This is a genomic window from Clostridium sp. C8 (genome assembly GCF_001010885.1).
GTDB lineage: Bacteria > Bacillota > Clostridia > Clostridiales > Clostridiaceae > Clostridium > Clostridium sartagoforme.
The window spans coordinates 1-24,853 of the sequence record NZ_LBMX01000031.1; the positions used below are offsets into that span (position 1 = coordinate 1).

The window sequence follows — 24,853 nt, forward strand, 5'->3', positions numbered from 1 at the left end:
AAAGGGACTGTGCACTAATTATTAGTGCGACAGCCCCTTTTTATCTTTATAATGAGAATATTAAAATAGTAAAAAAAGTTAATAATTTTGAAGATTTAACTAATAATATCATATGTAAAATATTGGGAAAAGGTATTATAATTAAGTAGGAAATTACCTTAACAAACATGCACTTATTTTGTACTGGGATAGTAAACCCCCAACATTAAACGTTTACTAAGGAAATTTATTCTATAAATATAGAAGTTAGAGTTAATTAAATGTTTATTAAGGTGTGTTTGATTTGATAATTTACAATAATTTAGGGAGGTAAAATATGTATCGTAAAAAGAAGAGAATAATATCTCTAAGTGTTTTAGTCACGTTAGTTTTATCTATCTTAGGACAATCAATTCCAATAGATGTAGCAGCAATAGAAACAGTAAATCGAGAAATTACACCATGGAAGGGGGAAAAATGGCCAGAATTAATACAGGCAGAAACAAAACTTGGACCAAATGATAAAAAATTTACTCACAAGGAATATATGGGAATAGATTATACTGATCTCAAAGGTAAAACAGTTAGGGCGGTAGATGTGTTTGGAATAAATAGAGAGGAATCATCTACTTCAACAGTTGCTTATCATGATGTAGAATCAGCTCGTCTTGGTGCTTTGAATTATGAAAAGGAAAGATCAAATTATTATCAGCTATTAACAGGTGAAAATAATGATTGGGATTTAACAGTAGTGCAAAATGCCAGTGAAGCACAGAAGTTCTTAGACAATGGTTTTATGAATTCTAATTATGAATTAGATAATAATGATGGGTGGAAAAATGTTTCTTTACCAGCAAGCTGGACAAGCTATGGCTTCGATTTTCCAATATATACAAATGTGCAAATGCCTTGGCAAAGCAAATATGATCAAAATGTAACCGTTCCAAAAGCACCAGTGAACTATAATCCTGTTGGTTTATATCGTAAGAATTTTGTGTTAAATGAAAATATGATACAAGATAATGGAAGAGTTTATATATCATTTCAAGGTGTAGAATCAGCTTATTATGTATATGTAAATGGTAAGGAAGTTGGATATAGCGAAGATAGTTATAGACCACATGATTTTGATATTACAGATTATCTAAATCCTCAAGGGGAAGAAAATTTATTGGCTGTAAAAGTTCATAAGTTTTGTGATGGTACCTGGATGGAAGATCAAGATATGATTTATGATGGAGGGATATTTAGAGATGTATATCTTAGATCAACTCCTAGTACACATATATATGATTATTCAGTAGTTACTGATTTAGATGAAAATTTTATTAATGCAGAATTAGACTTATCTTTAAAATTAAAAAATTTATCATCAGAAATTTCCTCTAATTATAAAGTTGATGTAAAACTTTTTGATGAAAGTGGAGTTAATATATTAGAAGATGATGAAATGATTATTCCTATATCCAATATAGAATCTAATAAAACAGTAGAAGTAAAAGGGCTTAAAACTATCGTTTCTCCTAAATTATGGTCAGCAGAGAATCCAAATCTATATACATTAGTAATGACATTGAAAGATAGTAGAGGAAGCCATTTAGAAAGTTTATCACAACAGCTTGGATTTAGAGAAATAACATTTACTAGTAGTGCCGTAAACAATAGAACTGATTATAATAGAGTAACTTCATCTTATGATACTATTAGAATAAATGGTCAACCGCTATTATTTAAAGGAACAAATCGTCATGATACTGATCCAGTGTATGGTAAGCATGTTCCAAGAGAAGTTTTAGAAAAAGATGTTGAATTGATGAAACAATTTAATATCAATGCAATTCGTACATCACATTATGGAAATGATGAATACTTATATTACTTAGCGGACAAATATGGCTTATATATGATGGGTGAAACTAATGCAGAATGTCATAGTTTAATGAATAATCAAAATGCAATAGGAACTTATTTAAAACCACTTACAATGGATAGAACAAATACTTCATTCCAAACATTAAAGAATCAAACAGCTATAGTTATGTGGTCAATAGGAAATGAAATGTCTTATAGTAAAAATGGGGCAAATAATTTGTATCCTGAAATGGTATGGTATTTTAAAGATCGTGATAATACGCGCCCTGTTCATAGTGAGGGTTTAGGATCCAATGGGGGAGTAGATACAGATAGTAATATGTATCCAACTGTAGATACTACATGGTCTAGAGCATCAGCTTCAACAAAGATGCCATATGTACTTTGTGAATATTCTCATGCTATGGGAAATGCGGTAGGTAATTTAAAAGAATATTGGGATGCTATAAGAAGCTCAGAAAATATGATAGGAGCCTTTGTATGGGACTGGGTGGATCAGTCACGTTTAGCTGAACTACCAAAGCGATATAGCATTAAGGATCAAAGTAGTAATTCTGCTAATGGAGCTGTTTATGGAAGTGGAGTAGCAGTAGATGCAGAAATAGAATCAATAACAGGTAAAGCATATGATGGATATACTATAATTGAATCCCAAAATAATAATTTATATAATAGTGAACTATCAGGAGATAATGCTTCATTTACTTTTGAAGCAATTGTAAAACCAGCATCTACAAATATGAATAGTGTATTACTTTCAAAAGGCGATAATCAAGTTGCCTTAAAGACACAAAGCTCTGGAAGTGGATTAGAATTTTTTGTAGTTACTAATGGAAGTTGGAAAAGTTGTACTGCGAATTTCCCGGAAAATTGGGTTGGAAACTGGCATCAAGTTGCAGGAACTTATGATGGTAGTACTTTAAAGATATTTATTGATGGTGTTCAAGTTGCTTCTAGAGCAGATAAGGTAACTGTTGATTCAACAGAAGCCCCAGTAGCTGTTGGATATGATACAGTAAGAAGTAGAAGTTTTGATGGTGAAATATCAATGGCACGTATATACAAGGATGCATTAACAGCAGATGAACTAAAAGCACAATACAATGTTAATCCTGAAATAAGTTCAGATTCATCAAAAGTATTAGTATGGATAGATTATTCAAAAAATATAGAGGAAAGTTCAGATGGCGTTTGGGATTATTATGCATCATCTGATGTATATCAAACTTTTTATAATGAAGAAGCAAATGGTAAATTCTATGGTTATGGTGGAGACTGGGGAGATACTCCAAACGATGGAGACTTCTGTAATAATGGATTAATATCAGCTGATAGAACAGTTCAACCAGAGTTATATGAAGTAAAATATCAATATCAAAGTTTCTGGTTTAAAGCCAATGAGAATGAGGTTGCTACAAGAAAAATTAATGTTTACAATGAAAACAATTTCAGAAATCTTAATGAATATAATCTTAATTGGCAATTATTAGAGGATGGTCAAGTAATTGATAGTGGTGTAATGGCTGATGTAAATGTTGCGCCTAAAGAAACCAAGGCAATAAATATACCATATAATATGCCAGAGCAAATTAAAGCAGGTTCAGAATATTATTTAAATATTTTTGTAACATTAAAGGAAGATACTTTATGGGGAAAAGCTGGTCATGAAGTTTCACATGAGCAATTTGAAGTAGCTGCTAATGTGCCGAAGGCAGCTCCAGTTATTTCAGAAAAAGATATTGATGTAGAGGAAAAAGAATCAGAGTTTTTAGTATCAGGAGAAAACTTCTCTTTTAATATAGACAAGACAACAGGATTAATGAATAACTATGTTTATAATGGAGAAGTATTAATTGAAGAAGGACCTACTCCAAACTTCTGGAGATCTCCAATAAGTAACGATAATGGTAATTATGATGGCACTTGGAAAAATGCAAACCAAAATATAACTGTTAATAGTATAAATGTAGGTAAGTCTGAAGATGGAAGAACTGTAATTACAAGTGATTTAGTATTAAATAACGCAAAAGGAGCAACAGAAAAAATTATATATACTATAAATGGAACTGGAGAAATAACTGTTAATCTTACAACAGATGCAACTAAAACAAGTATGGGAAGATATTTGAAAGTAGGATCAACAATGACTTTACCAGAAAATTATGAAGATGTAACTTGGTATGGAAATGGACCAATAGAATCTTATCAAGATAGAAACACTTCTTCAATTGTGGGAGTTTATGAAAATACTGTATCAAATTTCTTCTATCCATTTTTGAAAACTCAGGATTCAGGAAACTTGACAGGAGTTAAATGGATTAGCTTAAAAAATTCAAATACTAATAATGCATTATTAGTAACTAGCAAGGAATTACTTGAAGCCAGTGCGTTACATTTCACGGCTCAAGATTTAAGTAATACAAGACATCCATATGAATTAGGGTCTCCAAGAAAAGAAACAATATTATCAGTAGATTATGTATCACAAGGTAATGGGAATAAGAGTTGTGGACCAGATACACTACCACAATACAGAGTAAATAATGATAAAGCATATAATTATGAATATACAATTGTACCATATACAACAGATAAGTCACCAATGGAATTAAGTAAAGCGTGGAGAGATGTTAAAGGGTTTGACGAAAAAGAAATATCAAAAGAAATTAAGGATTTAGTAGTATATTCATATTCTCAATATGATGATATAATGGGTCTTAAATTTAAATATGACAATTTAAGCGAAGAACAAAAACAAATAGTTGGAGAAGATCTTAAAAATAAGCTTGTAAGAGCAGTAAAAGATGTAGAAGCAATTAATGGAAAAGCTCCAGCATATATAGAAGATAAGAGTAAAAATAAAATAAATCCTATTATTATGAAAAGTGCTACTTTAGTCACAGATGATATTAGCGGTATTAAGCTAAATGGAAGATTAGAGCTTGCTAATAATAAGGGAGAAAATGAAGAAGATATATTTGACTCAATATTTAAAGGTAAACAAGCATTTACAACTGAGACATGGGTAATGCCTACTGGTAGTGGTAAAGACTACAATATGATTATAGGCAAAGGAGATAGTAGCTTTGGCTTAAGGACTAGAGATGGTAGTTCAGGAAAAATATCTGTAGATATTTTTGTTAAATCTACAGATAATAAATGGTACACAAAAGAAGCTATTATTGATGTTCCGTCAAATTGGATAGGAAATTGGCATCAAGTGGTAGGAAGTTATGATGGTAATGTATTATCAGTATATCTTGATGGAAACCTACTTGGAACAGCTCCAGTTTCAGCAAATGGTGTTGTACAAAATGATCAATCCTTATGGCTTGGATATTGTCCAGAAACAAATAGAACAAGTGATTACAAATTTGCAAGTTCTAGAGTTTACTCTAAAGCGTTGACAGAAGAAGAAGTAAAAGCACAAAAAAATGCATTTGAAAATAAAGAAAATGAATATGCAATTAATCCAGAAGATAATTCAGTTGTTATGTGGTTGGATATGAAGGACTTAGTTGTTCCAGGAATAAATTCTGAAGAAGCTAATAAATCATTATTAACTAATTTATACAATGATTTAAAGGATAAAATAAAAGAGGATTATACAGAAGAAAGTTGGAATAACTTTATTGAGGCGCTTAATGAGGCAAAAGCTATACTTGACAATAAGTATGTACAACAAAGTGAAGTTGACGAAGCATTTAATAAATTAACCCTAGCAGCAAGTATGTTAGAATATGCGGTTGACAAGGAAACTTTAGCAGGAACAATAGAGATTGCAAAAGAGAAATTACAAAACCAAGATAGCTTCACACCTGCATCAGTAGAAAGTTTGAAGAGGGCAATTGAAAAAGCAGAGGGAATCCTAAATAATAACGAAGCTACTCAAGAAGATGTTAATAGTATGGTTGAAGAATTACTTGAAGCAATGATAAACCTAGTTGATAGAGCTGATAATTCATCATTAGTAAGCATTATAAATACAGGAGAAGCTTTAATAAAATATAAAGATAAATATACTAGTTCATCATGGGATAAATTTATAGTAGCTTTAAATAATGCAAAATTAATTGCAGAAAACGGAGATGCTACAGAAAATGATATAAGTAAGGCTAAGGATGAGCTTGGAGAAGCTATGGTGAATTTAGTATTTAGAGCAAATAAAACATCTTTAGAAACAGTTTTAGGTGTAGCAAATAAAGTCCTTTCTAATATTGGGTCATACAAGCCTATAACAGTTGAGGGTCTAGAAGCTATAGTTAAGGAAGCTCAACTAATAATTGAGAAAGATGATGCTAATCAACAGGAAGTTGATAGAATAACTAAAACCTTATTAGATGCAGTTTCTAAGGTATCTATAAAAGCTAATAAAGAAAATCTAATAAATGTAATAAATAAATTAGAGCAAACAGACTTAACAATTTATACAAAAGCAAGTTCTAAGGAATTAATTGATTTGCTAGAGAAGTCAGATGAAATATTAAAAGACGAAAATATTGAACAATCAAAGGTAGATGAATTACAAGTTAATATTAATTTAGCAATAAATAAATTAGTATTGAAGGGAGATAAAACAGAATTAAATGCAAAAATAGCTTCAGCAGAGAATTTAGATAAAGAAAAATATACAACTTCTAGTTGGAATGTATTATCACAATCTTTAGTTAATGCAAAAGATGTAGTGGATAATCAAGATGCAGATCAAAAAACTGTTGATGAAGCATTAGTTGCTTTAAACAATGCAATTAAAGGTTTAATCACAAAAACTGATGAAGATAATACAAACAACAATGGTGGAAACAATAATGGTGGAAACAATAATGGTGGAAACAATAATAATGGTGGAAATAATAACAATGGAAGCAATAATCAAAATGGAAAAGGTGATGATTTACCTGAAACCGGAGGAACAAACTCTTCATATGTAATAATACTAGCTATAAGTATAATGATAGCTGGAGGTATCCTTACAAATAAGAGAAAGAAAGATGCAACTAATAATTAAGAGCATATAATATTTAAGGAGAAGCTGAAAGGCTTCTTCTTTTTTGAATTCGCTAATAAGGTATATAAATTTAAAAATAGAAATATATTTGAATTTATTATATTATAGATATAATGGCTATTTATTATAAATTCTATATTTATAATTTGTACAATTGAAAATAATATAAATATATGCAAAGATAAATAGATTTTGATTAAATAAAATATTTACTATTGTAGTGAAGACGTGTAAAATAATAAATTAGTCAAAGTATGTTAGAAAGGACTGAATTTAAATGCAAGGAACTTGGATAGAAGTTAGAGTTATAACTAAAAGTGAAGCACTAGAACCTGTTTCAGGAATATTTTATGGATTAGATTGCAAGGGGGTTGCAATTGAAGACCCAAATGACATATTAGAAAGAGAACAAGGTCCATTAACTTGGGATTTTGCAGATATAAACGTATTAGAGCATAAAGGTAAAGTAGCAGTTGTTAAAGCTTATTTTTCAGAGGAAGATAATATAAATGAAATATTAACGTACATAAATGAAAAAATGGATGAACTTAAAGAGCTTGGAATTGATACAGGATTAGCTAAAGTAGAAAGTGAAAAAATGTTTGAAGAAGATTGGGCTAATAACTGGAAAAAGTATTATAAACCAACTAAAGTAGGCGAAAAAATAGTTGTGAAACCTATATGGGAAGAATACCAAGAGCAAGGTGACGAAAAAGTAATAGAACTTGATCCAGGTATGGCATTTGGAACAGGGACACATGAAACAACAAGAATGTGCATTCAATCATTAGAAGAGTATGTAAAAGCTGATAGCACTGTTTTTGACGTTGGATGTGGCTCAGGGATACTTGCTATAGCTGCAGCTAAACTTGGGGCTAAAATGGCAGTAGGAGTTGATCTAGATCCGGTTGCTGTTGAGTCTGCAAAAGAAAATGTTGGATATAACAATTTAGATAATATACAAATACTTTATGGTAATTTAGTAGAAGTAATTGATGGAAAAGCAGATATAGTAGTTGCTAATATAATAGCAGAAGTTATATGCATTTTAACAGAAGATGTAAAAAGAGTTTTAAAAGATAATGGATACTTTATTACTTCAGGAATAATACATGACAGAGTAGAGATGGTTACTAAAAAGCTTGAAGAAACTGGTTTTGAAGTAATCGAAATAAATAAAGATGGGGAATGGAACTGTATAGTTGCAAAAGTAAGATAAGTTTTAAGGAGAATGAACAATGCATAAATTTTTTACTCCTAAAGAAAATTTTATAGAAAATAAAGCAAAAATATTAGGTGATGATGTAAAACATTTATATAAAGTACTAAGGCTAAATGAAGGGGATAAAATAGTTTTAAATAATTGTGATGGAGAAGAATTCACAGGTATTATTTCAACAATAACTAAACAAGAAGTCATTATTGAAATAATAGAAAAGCTTCAAATAAACAATGAAAGTAATGTAAAAATATATTTGTTTCAAGGATTACCAAAAGCACAAAAGATGGATTTAATAGTGCAAAAAGGTACAGAACTTGGAATTACTGAATTTATTCCAACTCTAACAGATAGAGTTGATATAAAGTTAAAAGGTGATTTTAAAAAATTAGATAGGCTTAATAGAATAGCTTTAGAAGCGGCCAAACAAAGTAAGAGAAGCTTAATACCAAATGTAGTAGATCCAATTAGTTTTGATGATGCTATAAATAAAATGAAGAGTTTAGATATAGTTATAGTTCCATATGAAAATGCAGAAAACTTTGGAATCAAAACTCTATTTAGTAATACTGATATTGATAAATCTAAAATCAAAACTGTGGGGATACTAGTTGGTCCAGAAGGCGGTTTTGAATTAAATGAAATAAATAAACTACAAGAAAATGGAGCTTATATAGTAACTTTGGGAAGTAGAATACTTAGAACAGAGACAGCAGGTTTTGTAGCTACTTCTTTAGTTCAGTATGAGCTAGGAGATTTAGGAGGAAATTAATAATGAAAGTTGCATTTTCTACATTAGGATGTAGAGTTAATGTATATGAATCAGAAGCAATGGCTGAAAAGTTCATAAGAGAAGGTTATGAAGTTGTAGATGCTAGTGAGGCAGCTGATGTATATGTGATAAATACTTGTACTGTTACTAATATGGGTGACAAAAAATCAAGACAAATTATAAGTAGAGCAAGAAGATTAAATGAAAATTCTATAATAGCAGTTGTTGGTTGTTATTCGCAAATAGCACCAAAAGAAGTTTCAGAAATACCGGGAGTAGATGTAGTTCTTGGTACAAGAAACAAAGGTGATGTTGTGTACTATGTAAATAAGGCTAAAGACGAAGGAAAGTCACAAGTTCATGTTGAAGGAGTACTTAAGAATAAAAAGTTTGAAGAACTTAACATAGAAGAGTACCAAGATAAGACAAGAGCATTCTTAAAAATACAAGATGGATGTAATAGATTTTGTACATATTGTATAATTCCATATTCAAGGGGATCAGTATGTTCAAAAGATCCTAAAAAGGTATTGGAAGAAGTTAACAAATTAGCAGAACATGGCTTTAAAGAAATAATTTTATCAGGAATACACACTGCTTCTTATGGATTGGATTTAGAAGGAAATGTTAATTTAATAGATATAATAGAAGAAATAGAAAAAGTTGAAGGAATAGAAAGAATAAGAATAGGATCAATTGAACCTGCATTCTTTACTCCTGAAGTTATAGAAAAAATAAAGAAATTTAAAAAGTTATGTCCACATTTTCATTTATCATTACAAAGTGGGTGTGATTCTACACTTAAGAGAATGAATAGAAGATATACAGCACAAGAATATGCTGATTCAGTAAAACTATTAAGAGAAACTATGCCAGATGTTTCTATAACTACAGATGTTATAGTAGGTTTTCCAGGCGAGACAGAAGAAGAGTTTAATGAAACATATGAGTTCTTAAAAAATATTAAACTTACTAAAACTCATGTATTTAAATATAGTCCAAGAAAAGGAACTAAAGCTTCAGATATGCAAGATCAAATTGATGGAAGTATAAAGGAAAAAAGAAGCAAGTTATTAATTGAGTTAAGCAATAAAAATGAAAAAGAATTTATAGAGAAATTTATAGGCACAGAAATGGATGTACTTATAGAAACGGAAGCTAAGGGACAAGAGGGGATGTATGAAGGGTATACAAGAAATTATATAAAGGTTCAGGTTCCTTGTTCATGTGCAGACGTTACTGGTAAAATAGTTGATATAGAAATAAGTAAAGTAGAAAATGAATATGGAATAGCAAAACTTTTATAAAAAACTATTCAGTACACTGTTAGCTAGAAATATTGTTTTGAAAAATAAAACAATATACTATATTAATTACTTGATATATTATATAATAATAAAATATTAATAATATTTAAAACTAATTGTAAGATAATAAAAAAATAAAGTTATTACTTAATGACTATTATCAATTAAAGGAACGGGGTGAATTTATGGATTGTATTTTTTGTAAAATAGCAAATGGTGAAATACCAAGTAAAAAAATATATGAGGATGAAAAGGTAATCGCGTTTCATGATATTAGTCCTGAAGCTCCTATTCATTTTCTAGTTATACCTAAGGATCATATACAAAGTGTAAATGAAATAAGTGAAGAAAATGCAAATATTATTTCACATATTTTCTTAGTTATTAATAAACTAGTAAGAGAGTTAAATATTGAGAAAACTGGATATAGAGTAGTAAATAACTGTGGAAAAGATGGTGGGCAAAGTGTAAATCATATACATTTTCATGTCTTAGGGCAAAGGGAACTAAAATGGCCACCAGGTTAAAGTTTTTTATCTAGATGTTGACTTTAAGGTATGCCTATTGTATAATATAGCGTGTGTTATTAAGCCCGTAGCTGAGTTAAATTAATTAATTTGAGCTAGCGGAGGGAGGGATAATAGATGTCAGAAATAAAAGTTGGAGAAAATGAAACACTTGAAAGTGCATTAAGAAGATTTAAGAGAAAATGTGCTAGAGCTGGAGTTCTTTCAGAAGTTAGGAAGAGAGAACACTATGAAAAGCCAAGCGTGAAGAGAAAGAAAAAATCAGAAGCTGCTAGAAAGAGAAAGTTCAAGTAGGAACTATTTTGATTTAAGATTTCAATAGAACTTAATTATTTAAGCTATTATTGGAGAATATACTTATCCAATACTTTAAATATATTATTTTATAATATATTTAGTTGAGGAATATAGTTTTATATTTTATCAAAAATAAGTGTAAGTATTATTATACTTGAATTTAAAGGGGAATAAACAGGATTTAATTAATCGGATTTTCTGAAGAGATAGATCTTGTTAAAGTACCTTCCTCAGCAGTTAAACAAAGAAAAATAAAATTGTTAAATGAACGGCTACACCATCGGTGTTAATAACATTGGATATATATCTAGGCTTTAATAAGCTTAGTATAGGCAGTTAAAGTCAATTTATAATAAGAATATTAACTAATAAATAAAAGCAAAGGAAATTTAATTTCTTTTGCTTTTTTTCTTTTTAAATTTTATTTGATAAAAATATTAATATAGTCTTACTAAACATCAATTATTTATGTGTAATTTTCTTAAGATTCTTATCATAAATTACTATTAGGCACAATCAAACAAATAATAAACCAGTATGTTATCATATTTTGCGTAATACTGTGTCAGTAAACACTTAGATAGCTACCAGTATCTGCGCATTTACTTCCTTGTCTTACACAAAATACTCGTTACATCTTTGGTTTATTATTTATATTCATGTGCCTTAGAAAAAATATAAGGAGAGAAGATTATGCAAGGAAAGATAGAGAGAAGTAGAGAGATAATAGCGGAAAAATTAGACTTACCTAAAGATATAGTACTAAGCGTTCCTAAAATAACAATTATAGGGAACGATGAAATAACAATAGAAAATCACAAAGGAATAGTATTATTTGATAGAAATAGTATAAAGGTAAATACTAAAGTAAAAGTTATTAATATTGAAGGAGAAAACTTTGAAATATTATATATTGGAGATTCTACAATAACGATTAGCGGAAAATTTAGATCAATTTCATACGAGGTGTAATATGGCAACAGGAGTTTTTGAAAGTGGAAAAGTAGTAGTAGAAGTTAACATATTAAAACCAGAAAGACTTTTAAACATATTATGGAATGAAAATGTAAATGTTATAAATATAAAAAGAATTGATGTGGCAACAATAAGAATATCAATAGATTATAATGACTATGATATACTAGTAGAAGCAGTTAGAAGTTTGAATGGGAAAAGTAAAATTGTTTCTAAAACAGGAATATTATTTATTGTAGGAAAACTAAAAAGCAAACTATTCTTAGCAATAGGAGGAATGCTATTTTTAACTATATTATTATATTTATCTACCTACGTATGGAGCATAGAAATTAATACTAAAAAGAATGTTTCTCCATATGAATTAAGACAGCAATTATATAGTATAGGTATAAAACCAGGAATAAGTAAAGATAAAATAGATGTAAAAGATATTGAAAAACAGTTAGAAAACATGAATTCAGAAATATTATGGTTAAGGGCAAGAATAGAAGGCTCAACCTTAAAGATATTTATTGAAGAAAAAGTTAATCCGCCAGAAATTAAAGAAGGTAAGTATGGAAACTTAGTTGCTAAAATGGATGGAGAAGTTAGTAGAGTATATGCTTTTTCAGGAAGGTCTTCAGTTCATATTGGAGATATGGTAAAGGTAGGAGATGTAGTTATTGAAGGAATCAATGGGAAGGAAGAAGATCCTTATCAAGTGGTACCAGACGGGGTAGTTATGGCAAATACTTTTTATGAAAAGAGTATGACAACTAAGATAGATGGAACAGAGCTTAAAAGAAGCGGAGAAAAGGATAGCGATATTTATATAAAAATATTAGGTAAGAAAATTTATCTTAAAAAAGCTATAAAAGAATTTAAAGAGTATGATAAAATAGAAGAGAGTGGAAAAATAATAAATAAAGTAAATTATTTTGAAAAGAAGGAATATCCAGTTCAATTATCGAAAGAAGAAGCTATAGATAAAGCTGTAAAAGAATTGGAAGAATCATTATATAGTAATTTAACTAGAGAAGCTAAAATAATTGATAGAATAATAAGTACTAGTGATAGCTCAGATGGGAATATAGTTGTTAATGTAGTGTTTGTAGTAGAGCAAAATATAGTAAATAATGAACCAGTAGAGTATTGAAAAACTATTCAGATTAGAGGGTGAGGGACTTGTTTTTAAATAAAAAAGATAAAGAAAATAAAAAAGAAGAAAAAAAATACAAAAGAATATTAATATATCTAATTGTATTTTTAACTATATACTTTCTTTTATTAACTGTAATTGCGCCTAAAAGGCATAATTTATCTGTCGGTGATATAGCAACTGTAGATATAAAAGCACCTATTGATACAATAGATGAAATTGCTACAAAGGAAAAGGAAGAAGAGGCTATAGCAAAAGCTAAAGAAGATAAACAGTACACAGTTAAAAGTGATGTTAAAACTCAAGCAATTGAAAATGCAAATAAATTGTTTAGTAAAATTACCGCTGAAAATGCATCTAACCCAAGTAAAGAAGAGACCGATAAAATAGCTGAAATAAAACAAATAGAAGAATTTAAGCTAACAGACGAAGAATATAAAGAGCTTTTATCATTGAATTCAGTTAGATTATCAGAAGTACAAAAATTAATAATAGAATCATTGGAAGCAGTATACAAAGAAAATATAGGTGAAAATGATTATGAAAGCTTACAAAAAGCTAAAAATATAGTGGATACTAATTTAGGAAAAAGTAATATTGATAGAACTTTGGAAGATATATTAAGAAATATAACTTATACTGAAATAAAACCAAATTTCTTCTATGATAGTGAAAAGACAGAGGAAAAAATTAAAGAAGCTCAAAAAAATGTTCAAAAAGAAATAATAAAGAAGAATCAGATAATAGTAAAAGAAGGAGAGCCTGTAACAGAAAGACAATTAGAAGTTTTAAAGGAATTAGGACTTTTAAATGATGGAACAACTAAAAGTTATTTATTATCATTTATTTCTCTAGCAATATTAGTTGCTTTAATTCTATTTATTCAATATAGTTATATAGCAAAAGAGAGAGCAGACATATTTAAAGATACTAAAATGATAATATTGATAAGCAGTATTAATATTATCATGCTTATAATTTCAATGGGAGTAAATATAATTTCACCATATTTAATGCCATTAGTATGCAGTGCAATGCTTATGACTATTTTAATAGATAATAAAATATCATTAGTTATAAATTTATTAAATATAACATTTATATCTATAATTGTAGGATTTAATCCATCTGTTATACTAATATCAATAGTAAGTGTTGTTCTTGGCTCAAGTGCACTTAAAAAAGTACAGCAAAGAAATGATATAATATATTCAACTCTTTATATAACTGTTGTGTCAGCTATAGGAACAGTAACGCTAGGGATGATTTCATCAAATAACTTAAAGGAGATTTTTATAGAAACTGGGTATACAGCAATAGGAATCCTACTTTCTGGAATATTAGCAGTGGGACTACTTCCATTCTTCGAATCAATATTTGATGTAGTTACTAATATAAAGCTACTAGAATTATCAAACCCAAACCAACCATTAATGAAAAAGTTACTTATGGAGGCACCGGGAACTTATCATCATAGTATGATGGTTGCTAATTTGGCAGAAGCAGCTGCGGAAGTTGTTGGAGGTAATCCAGTTATAGCTAGAGTAGGTGCATATTATCATGATATAGGAAAAACAAAAAGGCCGTATTTCTTTGGAGAAAATCAAATGGGGAAAGAAAATCCGCATGATAAAATAACTCCGAATCTAAGCACATTAATAATTTTATCGCATACTAAAGATGGCTTAGAAATGGCTAGGGAGCACAAGATTCCTAAAGTAATACAAGATATAATAGAACAGCATCATGGAACAACCTTGGTTAAGTATTTTTATTATAAACTTAAGAATTCATCAGATAGGCCAGAAGAAATTAAGGAAGAAGACTTTAGATATCCAGGGCCTATACCATCAAGCAAGGAATCAGGAATATTAATGCTTGCAGATAGTGTAGAAGCATCAGTAAGGTCAATTGGTGAACCGACAAAAGGTAAAATAGAAGAAATGGTGAATAACATAATAAATGATAAACTTAATTCAAGACAACTTGTAAATTGTGATTTAACCTTAAAAGATATAGAAATTATAAGAAAAAGCTTTTTGAAAACTTTAGATGGAATATATCATCATAGAATTGAATATCCTACTGAAAAGAAAGTAAAATAATTAAGAAAATTATAATGACTTTAAAAAGGGAAGGGGATATAACCTTTCCTTTTATTTTTATAAATAAAAAGGAGAAAAAAATGTTATATACAGAAAATAGACAAAATAAATTAGAAGTAACAGAGCAATTTATAAATAAAATAACAGAGGTATGTAATTTTGTATTAAAAGAAGAAGAAGTGTTGTGTGAATATCAAATTTCGCTGTTATTTGTTGATAATAATGAAATAAGGGAAATAAATAAAGAAACAAGAAATATAGATAGAGAAACAGATGTATTATCTTTTCCAATGTTAGATTTTGATTATAAAAAAGTATTTAAGGATATGTACGTAAATTATGTTTTTGATGAAACATATAAAGATGGAGACGAATTAGTATTAGGAGATATGGTATTATCATTAGAAAAGGCTATGGAACAGAGTGTAGAATATGGACATTCTTATGAAAGAGAAGTAAGCTATTTAGTAGTACATTCAATACTTCATTTATTAGGATATGATCATATAGATGAGGATGACAAAAAAATAATGAGAAAAAGAGAAGAAGAAATATTAAATAAATTACGAATTAGAAGATAATACTATAAGTGTGGGGGTATTATATGAAAATAAAAAGGCTAGTAGAGAGCTTTAATTATGCAATATCAGGAGTTTTAGATACTGTTAGAACACAAAGAAATATGAAAATTCATTTGTTTACTGCATTATGTGTACTCTTAGCATGTTTTTTATTGGATGTATCAAAAATAGAATTTCTTATTTTAGCAATTACAATAACATTAGTTCTTGTAGCTGAAATAATTAATACAGCTATAGAAGCAACTATTGATATATCAACTAATTATTATCATCCTTTAGCCAAAATAGCTAAAAATGCAGCAGCAGGAGCTGTATTAGTAACAGCAATAAATGCATTACTTGTAGGGTATATAATATTTTGGGATAAGATATCTAATATTTCTTATGATTTAATACATAAAGTAAAAGAATCAGAACCATATATGATATTTATAGCACTAGTATTTGTTACTATTGCAACTTTAATAATTAAAGCTATATTTGGCGAAGGCACACCATTAAGAGGTGGAATGCCTAGCGGGCATAGTGCACTTTCGTTTTCAATTGCTACAGCACTTTCATTAATAACAGAAGAACCAATATGCATAATTCTAAGTTATCTAATGGCTCTTATAACAGCTCAAAGCAGAGTGGATTCTAATGTTCATTCTATATGGGAAGTAATAGTAGGAGCTTTATTTGGAACATTACTTACTTTACTTATATTTGTTATATTTAAATTGTAATGTATCAAGTAGTTGAGTTTACAAAACTTAATAACAATACTTTAATTTTAAGAAAGTAATGATATAATAAAAGACACAACAATTTTATAGGAAATTAGGAGGAAAGATGTTTAAATCAGGATTCGTAACAATAGTAGGTAGGCCAAATGTAGGAAAGTCAACGTTATTAAATCAAATAATGGGAGAAAAACTATCAATAGTATCTAATAAACCACAGACTACTAGAAATAATATACAGACAATATTAACTGGAGAAAATCATCAATTAATCTTTGTAGATACACCAGGAATACATAAACCTAAGCATAAATTAGGAGAGTATATGGTTAATTCCGCTAAAGAATCTATGAAAGAAGTAGATCTTGTATTATTTTTGATTAATCCAGAAGAAGAAATAGGAAGAGGAGATAAATTTATAATAGAAACACTAAAGAATCAAAAAGCACCTGTGTTTTTAGTTGTAAATAAAATTGATGAATTTACTCAAGAAAGAGTAGCTAAAACTCTTCAAATGTATTCCTCAGAAATGGAGTTTAAAGAAATAATACCTATTTCTGCTTTGAAGGGGAAAAATGTAGATAAATTAGTTGAATTAATGATAAATTCAATGCCAGAAGGTCCTAAATATTATCCAGATGACATGATTACAGACGTTCAGGAAAGATTTGTTATTTCAGAAATAGTTAGAGAAAAGGCGTTGAGAACATTAAGAGAAGAAATACCTCATGGAATTGCAGTAGATATAGTACAAATGAAACAAAGCCCAATTGGAACATGGCATATTGAAGTTGATATGCTTTGTGAAAAAGATTCTCATAAAGGGATAATAATAGGGAAAAATGGCCAAAGTCTTAAAAAAATCGGAGAAACAGCAAGATATGAAATAGAAAGATTTTTAAGGAATAAAGTAAATTTAAAGATTTGGGTAAAGGTTAGAAAAGAGTGGAGAGATAATCAAAACCTATTAAAAGAATTGGGGTATAAAAAGGTTAAGTAAAATAAGGGGATGGTGTTTCTGTCACTACATAAGGTAAATGCAATAGTTATAAAAACTAAGGAATTTAAAGAAAATGATAAATTAGTATGGTTATATACAGATAAATTGGGGAAAATAACAGCTATAGCAAAAGGATCTAGAAAAAGTAAGAGTAAACTTCTATCTCTTACTTTACCTTTATGCTATGGAGAGTATGTTTTATTTAAAGGGAAAAGTTTATTTAATTTACAAGAAGGAAAGATAATTAATTCTTTTCAAGGATTATTAGATAGTTTAGACAAATTAACCTACTCATCGTATATATGTGAATTGATAGATATATGTGTAGAAGAAGGGGAAACAAATGAAGAATTATTTAGAAATTTCTTAACTTGTATGTATTTACTTAATACTAATGCATTAGATTATGAAATGCTTACTAGATCCTTTGAATTAAAATTATTAAAAGCAACTGGGTATGGATTAAATTTAGAAAACTGCGTAAGTTGCAGAGAAAAAATATCAGTATCCAATTATATATCTTTATCACATTATGGAGGTGTATGTGAAAATTGTAGAAGAGAACATGGGACATATATATCTAAGCCTGCATATAATGCAATAAAATTTCTCATGAGAACACCTATGGATAAGATATATAAACTAAACATAAATGAAGAAGTAAAAAAAGATATAAGTAAAATAACAACATTTATTATTTCTTCAAACTATTCTAAAAAACCAAAAAGCTTAGAAATGCTAAATTATATAAAGGAGTGAATGAATATGGGAATAACTTTAGAAAAGGTAGATAAAGTAAAAGAAAGAACAGGCGTAAGCTATGCAGAAGCAAAGTATGCTCTTGAAGTAAGTAATGGAGATGTATTGGAAGCAATAATATACATTGAGGGTATTAAAGGAATAAAGCCAGATTATATAAAAGAAAATGATACAAAAGAAAATGACTCAAAAGATAAATATGAAACAATAGATGAATTTAAAAGATGGCTAAAAGATTTAATAAATAAAGGAAATGTTACAAGAATTAGAATTAGCAAAGATGGAAAAGAAATTGTAGATGTACCAGTTAATGCAGGGATAGCAGCAGGAGTAATAGCTGTTATAATACCTCCAGTATTAGCTTTTGTTGTTATTGCAGCAGTAGTAACACAAATAACAATAGAAATAACTAAAGCTGATGGTAGTGTAGAGGTTGTTAACAAATATATTAGTAAAGCAGTTGATGACATAAAAGATGCAGCAACTGATGTAGCTTATATGGTTAAAGACAAAGTAAATGAAGTTAAAAATGAAAAATTTAAAGGTAATGACAATAAAAGCAGTAAAAAGAAAAGTGATAAAGAAGAACAAATAGATGAAAATGTATTTACATACACTGTGAATTTTGAAGATGATACTAAATCGGAGTAATATTAAGATAAACAGTAGATACAGTAGAATAAAATAAACAGAAAAGGAATATTCAGCTAATATGACTAATTTTTCAGAAAATTAAGTATAGTCAAACTTTTATAAAATGTTATAATTAGTATGTAAATATCAAACAAATCAAAATTATCTGAATATTCCTTGCAAATGTAGAAAGAGGGATAAATTTGCAATTATCACCAAGGCAAGAGCAAATAGTAAAGATAGTAAAAGAGGGACAGCCAGTAACTAGTGAAGCTTTAGCTGAAAAACTAGGAGTAACTAGGGCTGCATTAAGAGCTGATTTAGCCATTCTAACGATGATAGGCATGTTAGATGCTAGACCTAAGGTTGGTTATGTATATTTAGGAAAAGCTCATAATACTAGAATTTTGGAGAATATATCTAAGGTTCTAGTTGGTGAAATAATGTCTAAACCAGTTACAGTTACAGAAGAAACAACAGTATATGATGCAATCGTATTCTTGTTTTTAAATGATGTAGGGACATTATTTATAGAAAGTAATGGTATATTAGTTGGAGCAGTTTCAAGAAAAGATTTTTTGAAAAATGCTATAGGGGGAACCGATATACATAAGGTTCCAGTGGGAGTTATAATGACTAGAATGCCAAATATCATATGTGGATACGCAGAAGATAGTGCATATAGCTTAGCAAAAAAAATTATAGAACATGAAATTGATAGTATACCAATAGTAGAAAAGGTAGAAAATTCTACTAATGAAAAAAATCAATTTAAAATAATTGGTAAAATATCAAAGACTAACATAACTAAACTTTTTGTAAAGCTTGGAGAAGGCAATTAGAGTAAGGACTATGGATTAAATGTTTTAGGGTAACTACAGTGCAGAAGTACTGTTAGTATATATATTCAATTTGATTGAACGGAGGAGTATTGAGATGGAGAAAAAGAAGTACGTTTACCTTTTCAGTGAAGGCAATGGATCTATGAAGAACCTTCTAGGAGGTAAAGGAGCAAATTTATCAGAAATGATTTTACTAGGAATTCCAGTACCACAAGGATTCACAGTTACAACAGAGGCTTGTAATAAATATTACGAGGATGGAAAAGTAATCTCAGAGGACGTTATCGAAGAAATTCACCAAAAAATTTCAGATTTAGAAAAACTAACAGGAAAAGAATTTGGAAGTTTAACAAAACCTTTATTAGTGTCTGTAAGATCAGGTGCTAGAGTATCAATGCCAGGTATGATGGATACAGTATTAAACCTTGGTTTAAATGATCAATCAGTAGTAGCTATGGCTGATTTAACTCAAAATCCAAGATTCGCATATGATTCATATAGAAGATTTATTCAAATGTTCTCAGATGTTGTTATGGGTATTGAAAAGAGATTATTTGAAAATTTAATAGATGAACTAAAAGAAGAAAAAGGTGTTGAGGTTGATACTGATTTAACAGCTGATGATTTAAAGGTATTAGTTGGAAGATATAAAGAACTTTATAAAAAAGAAATGGGAAAAGAATTCCCACAAGATCCAAAAACTCAATTAATTGAGTCAATAACAGCAGTATTTAGATCATGGGATAATCCAAGAGCTATAGTTTATAGAAGATTAAATGATATTCCAGGGGAATGGGGTACAGCTGTTAACGTACAAGAAATGGTATTTGGTAATAAGGGAGAAACTTCAGGAACAGGGGTTGTATTCTCAAGAGACCCAGCTACAGGAGAAAATAAAATATATGGTGAATACTTAATGAATGCACAAGGTGAAGACGTTGTTGCAGGTATAAGAACACCACTTCCAATAGCTAAGTTAGAAGAACAAAATCCAGAAATATACAAAGAATTTACAGATATAGTTCATACATTAGAAAATCACTATAGAGATATGCAAGACATGGAAATAACTATAGAAGAAGGAAAATTATATTTCTTACAAACTAGAAACGGTAAGAGAACAGCTCAAGCAGCTTTAAAGATAGCTGTTGATTTAGTTGAAGAAGGAATGTTAACTAAAGAACAAGCAATATTAAAGGTTGAGCCAAATCAATTAGATTCTTTACTTCACCCAGCTTTCCATACAGAAGATTTAAAAAAAGCTACACCAATTGCAAAAGGTCTTCCTGCATCTCCAGGAGCTGCATGTGGTAAAATAGCTTTCACTGCAGAAGAAGCTAAGGAAAGAAAAGAAAAAGGCGAAACTGTAGTTTTAGTTAGATTAGAAACTTCACCAGAAGATATAGAAGGAATGATAGCAGCAGAAGGTATATTAACTGTTAGAGGTGGTATGACATCTCACGCAGCAGTTGTTGCTAGAGGAATGGGAACTTGCTGTGTTGCTGGATGTGGAACTTTAAAAGTTAATGAAGAGGCAAAAACACTAGAAGTTGGTGGAAAAGTTTATACAGATAATGACTTTATTTCAATAGATGGTTCAACAGGTAATATATATGGAGAAGCTGTTAAGACAGTTACACCAGAAATATCAGGACATTTTGCTACATTTATGGCATGGGCAGATGAAATTAGAAAATTAAAGGTTAGAACTAATGCTGATAGCCCAAGAGATACTAAGCAAGCTGTTGAATTTGGAGCAGAAGGAATAGGTTTATGTAGAACTGAGCATATGTTCTTTGCTGAAGATAGAATTATGGCAGTTAGAGAAATGATAGTTGCTAAAAATGAAGAGCAAAGAAGAAAAGCTTTAGAAAAATTACTTCCAATGCAAAGAGAAGATTTTATTGGAATATATGAAGCATTAGGTGGAATGCCAGCAACTATAAGATTCTTAGATCCACCACTACATGAATTCTTACCTCATAATGATGAAGACATTATGGGCTTAGCTAAAGAAATGGGATTAACATTTGAAGAATTAAAAGCAACAGTTGCAGAATTACATGAATTTAACCCAATGATGGGTCACAGAGGATGTAGATTAGCAGTTTCTTATCCAGAAATAGCTGAAATGCAAACTAGAGCTGTAATCGAAGCTGCAATAGAAGTTAAAAATTCTAAGGGATATGACATAGTTCCTGAAATAATGATTCCTCTTGTTGGAGAAATAAAGGAATTAAAATATGTTAAGGATATAGTTGTTGAAACAGCTGAGAGAGTTATGGAAGAAAAAGGTGTTAAGCTAAATTATATGGTAGGAACAATGATTGAAATACCAAGAGCTGCATTAACTGCAGATGCAATAGCTAAAGAAGCTGAATTCTTCTCATTTGGAACAAATGACTTAACTCAAATGACATTTGGATTCTCAAGAGATGATGCTGCTAAATTCTTAAAGGATTACTATGATAAAAAGATATATGAACAAGATCCGTTTGCTAAAATAGATCAAACAGGTGTTGGTGAACTAGTTAAGATTGCAGTAGAAAAAGGAAGAGCTGCAAGACCAGGAATTAAGCTTGGAATATGTGGAGAACATGGTGGAGATCCATCATCAGTAGAATTCTGTCATAATATAGGATTAGACTATGTATCTTGCTCACCATTTAGAGTTCCATTAGCAAGACTAGCAGCTGCACAAGCACAAGTTAGAAATAAAAGATAATATATATAAGAGGAGGTGTTAAACCTCCTCTTTAAAATTTTACATCATAATGATTTCGAAAGGCATTCATAAGTTCATAAGTAAATTGAAGTTGATTTTCTGCTCTGTCTAATCCTTTATTTAGAAGAAGAATAAAGGAGTTTTTATTACATCTCTTAATATTTTTATAATAATCTCTAGATAACTTCCAAAATTTTTGAGGAAAAGATATATAAGCTAATATATATTTAAAATCAGATTGCGTAAGAGTATTCTCTTCCATATATCTATCAAGAACATCTAAAGTTAAATTTATCTGCCAATTTGTATTTTCTCTTTTTAATAGCCTCCTTAAAAAGTAAGATATATCCCTAGAGCAATAATCCATTTTACATTTATCAAAGTCAATTAGTGCAATAGTATCATTATTTATTAATATATTTTTATTTACATAATCACCATGACAAAGAGACCTCGAAAGTTCCTCAGGTATAATTGAAGATGATACTTCAAAGGAAATCTTAGCAAGTTCTAGGTTTTCACTTAGATTTTCAAGAAATATTTTTGAAAATCTATCATTGTATTTATGAGCGTTATTTATATTAATTAGTAATTGATTAAAATGTTTTGATATAGTTTCATTATAATTTTCAAATCCTTCCCTTTGATTACTACCAACTATTGAGGAAAAGTTTTTAGAAGCTATATGTAATTTTCCAAGTGTTTTTGAAGAAAGTAAAACATGATTTAAATTATCAAAATCACACTTTTCCCCATCAAGCCATGGAGTTAAAATAAATAACATATCATTATATTTCACATATCTATTTCCATTATTAGTTGGCAAAAGTTTTGGAACATTTATTCCATTTCTATGACACCACTCCATTGCAGAGTAAACATATAAAAGATTTGCCTCATCATAATAAACTTTTTTCAAACAATAGCTTTCACTAGCAGAATCTATCCTATATACAGCTCTTTGCTTATCTGTATCTTTAAACTTTATACTAGTTATAGATGCATTCTGAAGATTGTAATAAGATAAGATATTAGACTTTATTTCCTCAACAGGAAGCAGCTCATCTTTTAAATCTGATAATACGTTTTCCATAGTTCTCTCCTTATATAATTACTCATTATTAAGATATTAGTAAAAAAAAGAAAGTATACTTGGTATTAAATATATTATTATAAAATATGTTTAAATAGAGGAAAATAGAGAAAAATATAGAATATGTAATATAGAGGTGAGATATATGAATGTAAGAGAAAAAATAGAGAGTTTCGAAAGGTTGACATTAATTCCACAAGCTACTTTCAGCACCTTGACACTAGGAAGAAAAATAAAAGAAGAAAGTGATAGTATAAGAACTTGTTTTATGGTTGATAGAGATAGAATAATTCATAGTAAGTCTTTTAGAAGATTAAAGCATAAAACACAGGTTTATATAAAAACTTTTGGAGATCATTATAGAACAAGATTAACTCATACATTAGAAGTATCTCAAATAGCAAGAACAATAGGAATTGGTGTTGGATTAAATGAATCACTAATAGAAGCTATTTCATTAGGACATGATTTAGGGCATGTGGCTTTTGCACACAATGGAGAAGAGGTATTAAATAAATTTTTAGAGGGTGGATTTAGACATAATGAACAAAGTGTGAGAGTTGTAGAAAAACTTGAGAGGAATGGATTGGGTCTAAATTTAACGGAAGAAGTTATAGATGGAATATTACATCATAGTGGTCTTGAAAATGGTTATAATAAAGCTAAGACACTAGAAGGTAGAGTTGTAAAAATAAGTGATAAAATAGCTTATTTAAATCATGATATAGATGATTCAATAAGAGCAGGACTTTTAAGTGAAGATATATTGCCTAAAGAAGTTATAAAGGTATTAGGTAACACTCATTCTAAAAGAATTGAAACTTTAGTTTTAGATGTAATTAAAAATACTACAGAAGCATTAAATAATAATGATATAGATATTAAACTTAGTAAAGAAGTTTGGGAAGCAATGACTGAACTAAGAAGATTTATGTTTAAAAATGTTTACTTAGGGGATATTTTAAAAGTAGAGAGAAATAAAGCAAAGTTTATTCTAGAAAATTTGATAAATTATTACTATACACATGAAAATGAACTACCTAATATATATCAAAATATAGCGAAAGAAGAAGGATTAAAAAGAGCAGTAGCAGATTATATAGCAGGAATGAGCGATGATTATTGCTTAAATAAATTTAATTCTCTTTTTGTTCCTAAAGTAGTTATATATTAAGAGCTATTAAAAAATATAAATTTGATTAAAATTTTAAATTAGAGAAAATATAAATAAAGAATATTTAATAAAAATTAATTTTAAAGAAGGAAATATAGAAAAAATGTCGAAATAAATATAAG

The 24,853-nt window shown here is 29.1% G+C and carries 18 protein-coding genes; 17 read left to right on the forward strand and 1 reads right to left on the reverse strand.

Annotation, left to right across the window (positions count from 1 at the left end):
- The first annotated feature begins 316 nt into the window (after positions 1-316).
- The 16 genes from AAT22_RS04205 (at position 317) to ppdK (ending at position 22,464) form a co-directional block, all read left to right on the forward strand.
- Positions 317-6,859 carry a glycoside hydrolase family 2 TIM barrel-domain containing protein gene (locus AAT22_RS04205; RefSeq protein WP_052953906.1) on the forward strand — a complete coding sequence of 2,181 codons (6,543 nt, stop codon included), beginning with the start codon at positions 317-319 and terminating at the stop codon, positions 6,857-6,859.
- A gap of 277 nt (positions 6,860-7,136) precedes the next feature.
- Complete coding sequence (gene prmA, locus AAT22_RS04210; protein WP_016207168.1) at positions 7,137-8,078, forward strand: 50S ribosomal protein L11 methyltransferase; 942 nt, start codon at positions 7,137-7,139, stop codon at positions 8,076-8,078.
- A 19-nt stretch (positions 8,079-8,097) separates the two neighbouring features.
- Complete coding sequence (locus tag AAT22_RS04215; protein ID WP_016207167.1) at positions 8,098-8,850, forward strand: RsmE family RNA methyltransferase; 753 nt, start codon at positions 8,098-8,100, stop codon at positions 8,848-8,850.
- Positions 8,851-8,852: 2 nt separating this feature from the next.
- Positions 8,853-10,157 carry a tRNA (N(6)-L-threonylcarbamoyladenosine(37)-C(2))-methylthiotransferase MtaB gene (gene mtaB / locus AAT22_RS04220; protein WP_047000361.1) on the forward strand — a complete coding sequence of 435 codons (1,305 nt, stop codon included), beginning with the start codon at positions 8,853-8,855 and terminating at the stop codon, positions 10,155-10,157.
- Between the two features lie 185 nt (positions 10,158-10,342).
- Positions 10,343-10,684 carry a histidine triad nucleotide-binding protein gene (locus tag AAT22_RS04225; RefSeq protein ID WP_047000362.1) on the forward strand — a complete coding sequence of 114 codons (342 nt, stop codon included), beginning with the start codon at positions 10,343-10,345 and terminating at the stop codon, positions 10,682-10,684.
- A 117-nt stretch (positions 10,685-10,801) separates the two neighbouring features.
- Positions 10,802-10,978 (forward strand): 30S ribosomal protein S21, encoded by a 177-nt coding sequence (gene rpsU, locus AAT22_RS04230; RefSeq protein ID WP_003441547.1) that lies wholly within the window; start codon positions 10,802-10,804, stop codon positions 10,976-10,978.
- 696 nt (positions 10,979-11,674) lie between these two features.
- On the forward strand, positions 11,675-11,953 hold the full coding sequence (gene yqfC, locus AAT22_RS04235; protein WP_016207164.1) for a sporulation protein YqfC: 279 nt from the start codon (positions 11,675-11,677) through the stop codon (positions 11,951-11,953).
- Between the two features lies 1 nt (position 11,954).
- A complete protein-coding gene (yqfD, locus tag AAT22_RS04240; RefSeq protein ID WP_016207163.1) occupies positions 11,955-13,094 on the forward strand; it encodes a sporulation protein YqfD in 1,140 nt (379 codons plus the stop codon).
- 29 nt (positions 13,095-13,123) lie between these two features.
- Positions 13,124-15,202 (forward strand): HDIG domain-containing metalloprotein, encoded by a 2,079-nt coding sequence (locus AAT22_RS04245; protein ID WP_047000363.1) that lies wholly within the window; start codon positions 13,124-13,126, stop codon positions 15,200-15,202.
- 80 nt (positions 15,203-15,282) lie between these two features.
- The gene (gene ybeY, locus AAT22_RS04250) at positions 15,283-15,783 is read left to right on the forward strand and encodes an rRNA maturation RNase YbeY (protein ID WP_016207161.1); all 501 of its coding nucleotides are present in this window, start codon (positions 15,283-15,285) and stop codon (positions 15,781-15,783) included.
- Between the two features lie 23 nt (positions 15,784-15,806).
- Positions 15,807-16,508, forward strand: a complete 702-nt coding sequence (locus AAT22_RS04255; RefSeq protein WP_016207160.1) for a diacylglycerol kinase — start codon at positions 15,807-15,809, stop codon at positions 16,506-16,508.
- 106 nt (positions 16,509-16,614) lie between these two features.
- Positions 16,615-17,505 carry a GTPase Era gene (gene era, locus AAT22_RS04260; protein WP_016207159.1) on the forward strand — a complete coding sequence of 297 codons (891 nt, stop codon included), beginning with the start codon at positions 16,615-16,617 and terminating at the stop codon, positions 17,503-17,505.
- A 9-nt stretch (positions 17,506-17,514) separates the two neighbouring features.
- Positions 17,515-18,264: a DNA repair protein RecO gene (gene recO, locus AAT22_RS04265; protein WP_040436672.1), complete on the forward strand. Its 750-nt coding sequence runs from the start codon at positions 17,515-17,517 to the stop codon at positions 18,262-18,264.
- Between the two features lie 6 nt (positions 18,265-18,270).
- Entirely contained in the window at positions 18,271-18,915 is a 645-nt protein-coding gene (locus AAT22_RS04270; protein WP_016207157.1) for a DUF4342 domain-containing protein, read from the forward strand.
- Between the two features lie 185 nt (positions 18,916-19,100).
- Positions 19,101-19,739 (forward strand): helix-turn-helix transcriptional regulator, encoded by a 639-nt coding sequence (locus AAT22_RS04275; protein WP_047000364.1) that lies wholly within the window; start codon positions 19,101-19,103, stop codon positions 19,737-19,739.
- Positions 19,740-19,833: 94 nt separating this feature from the next.
- The gene (ppdK, locus tag AAT22_RS04280; RefSeq protein ID WP_047000365.1) at positions 19,834-22,464 is read left to right on the forward strand and encodes a pyruvate, phosphate dikinase; all 2,631 of its coding nucleotides are present in this window, start codon (positions 19,834-19,836) and stop codon (positions 22,462-22,464) included.
- 31 nt (positions 22,465-22,495) lie between these two features.
- Here ppdK and AAT22_RS04285 read toward each other — a convergent pair whose 3' ends face one another.
- Positions 22,496-23,557, reverse strand: coding sequence for a CotS family spore coat protein (locus tag AAT22_RS04285; RefSeq protein WP_047000366.1), 1,062 nt, complete (start codon positions 23,555-23,557; stop codon positions 22,496-22,498).
- A 145-nt stretch (positions 23,558-23,702) separates the two neighbouring features.
- Here AAT22_RS04285 and AAT22_RS04290 point away from each other — a divergent pair, with 145 nt between their 5' ends.
- A complete protein-coding gene (locus AAT22_RS04290; RefSeq protein ID WP_047000367.1) occupies positions 23,703-24,731 on the forward strand; it encodes a deoxyguanosinetriphosphate triphosphohydrolase in 1,029 nt (342 codons plus the stop codon).
- Positions 24,732-24,853 lie beyond the last annotated feature (122 nt).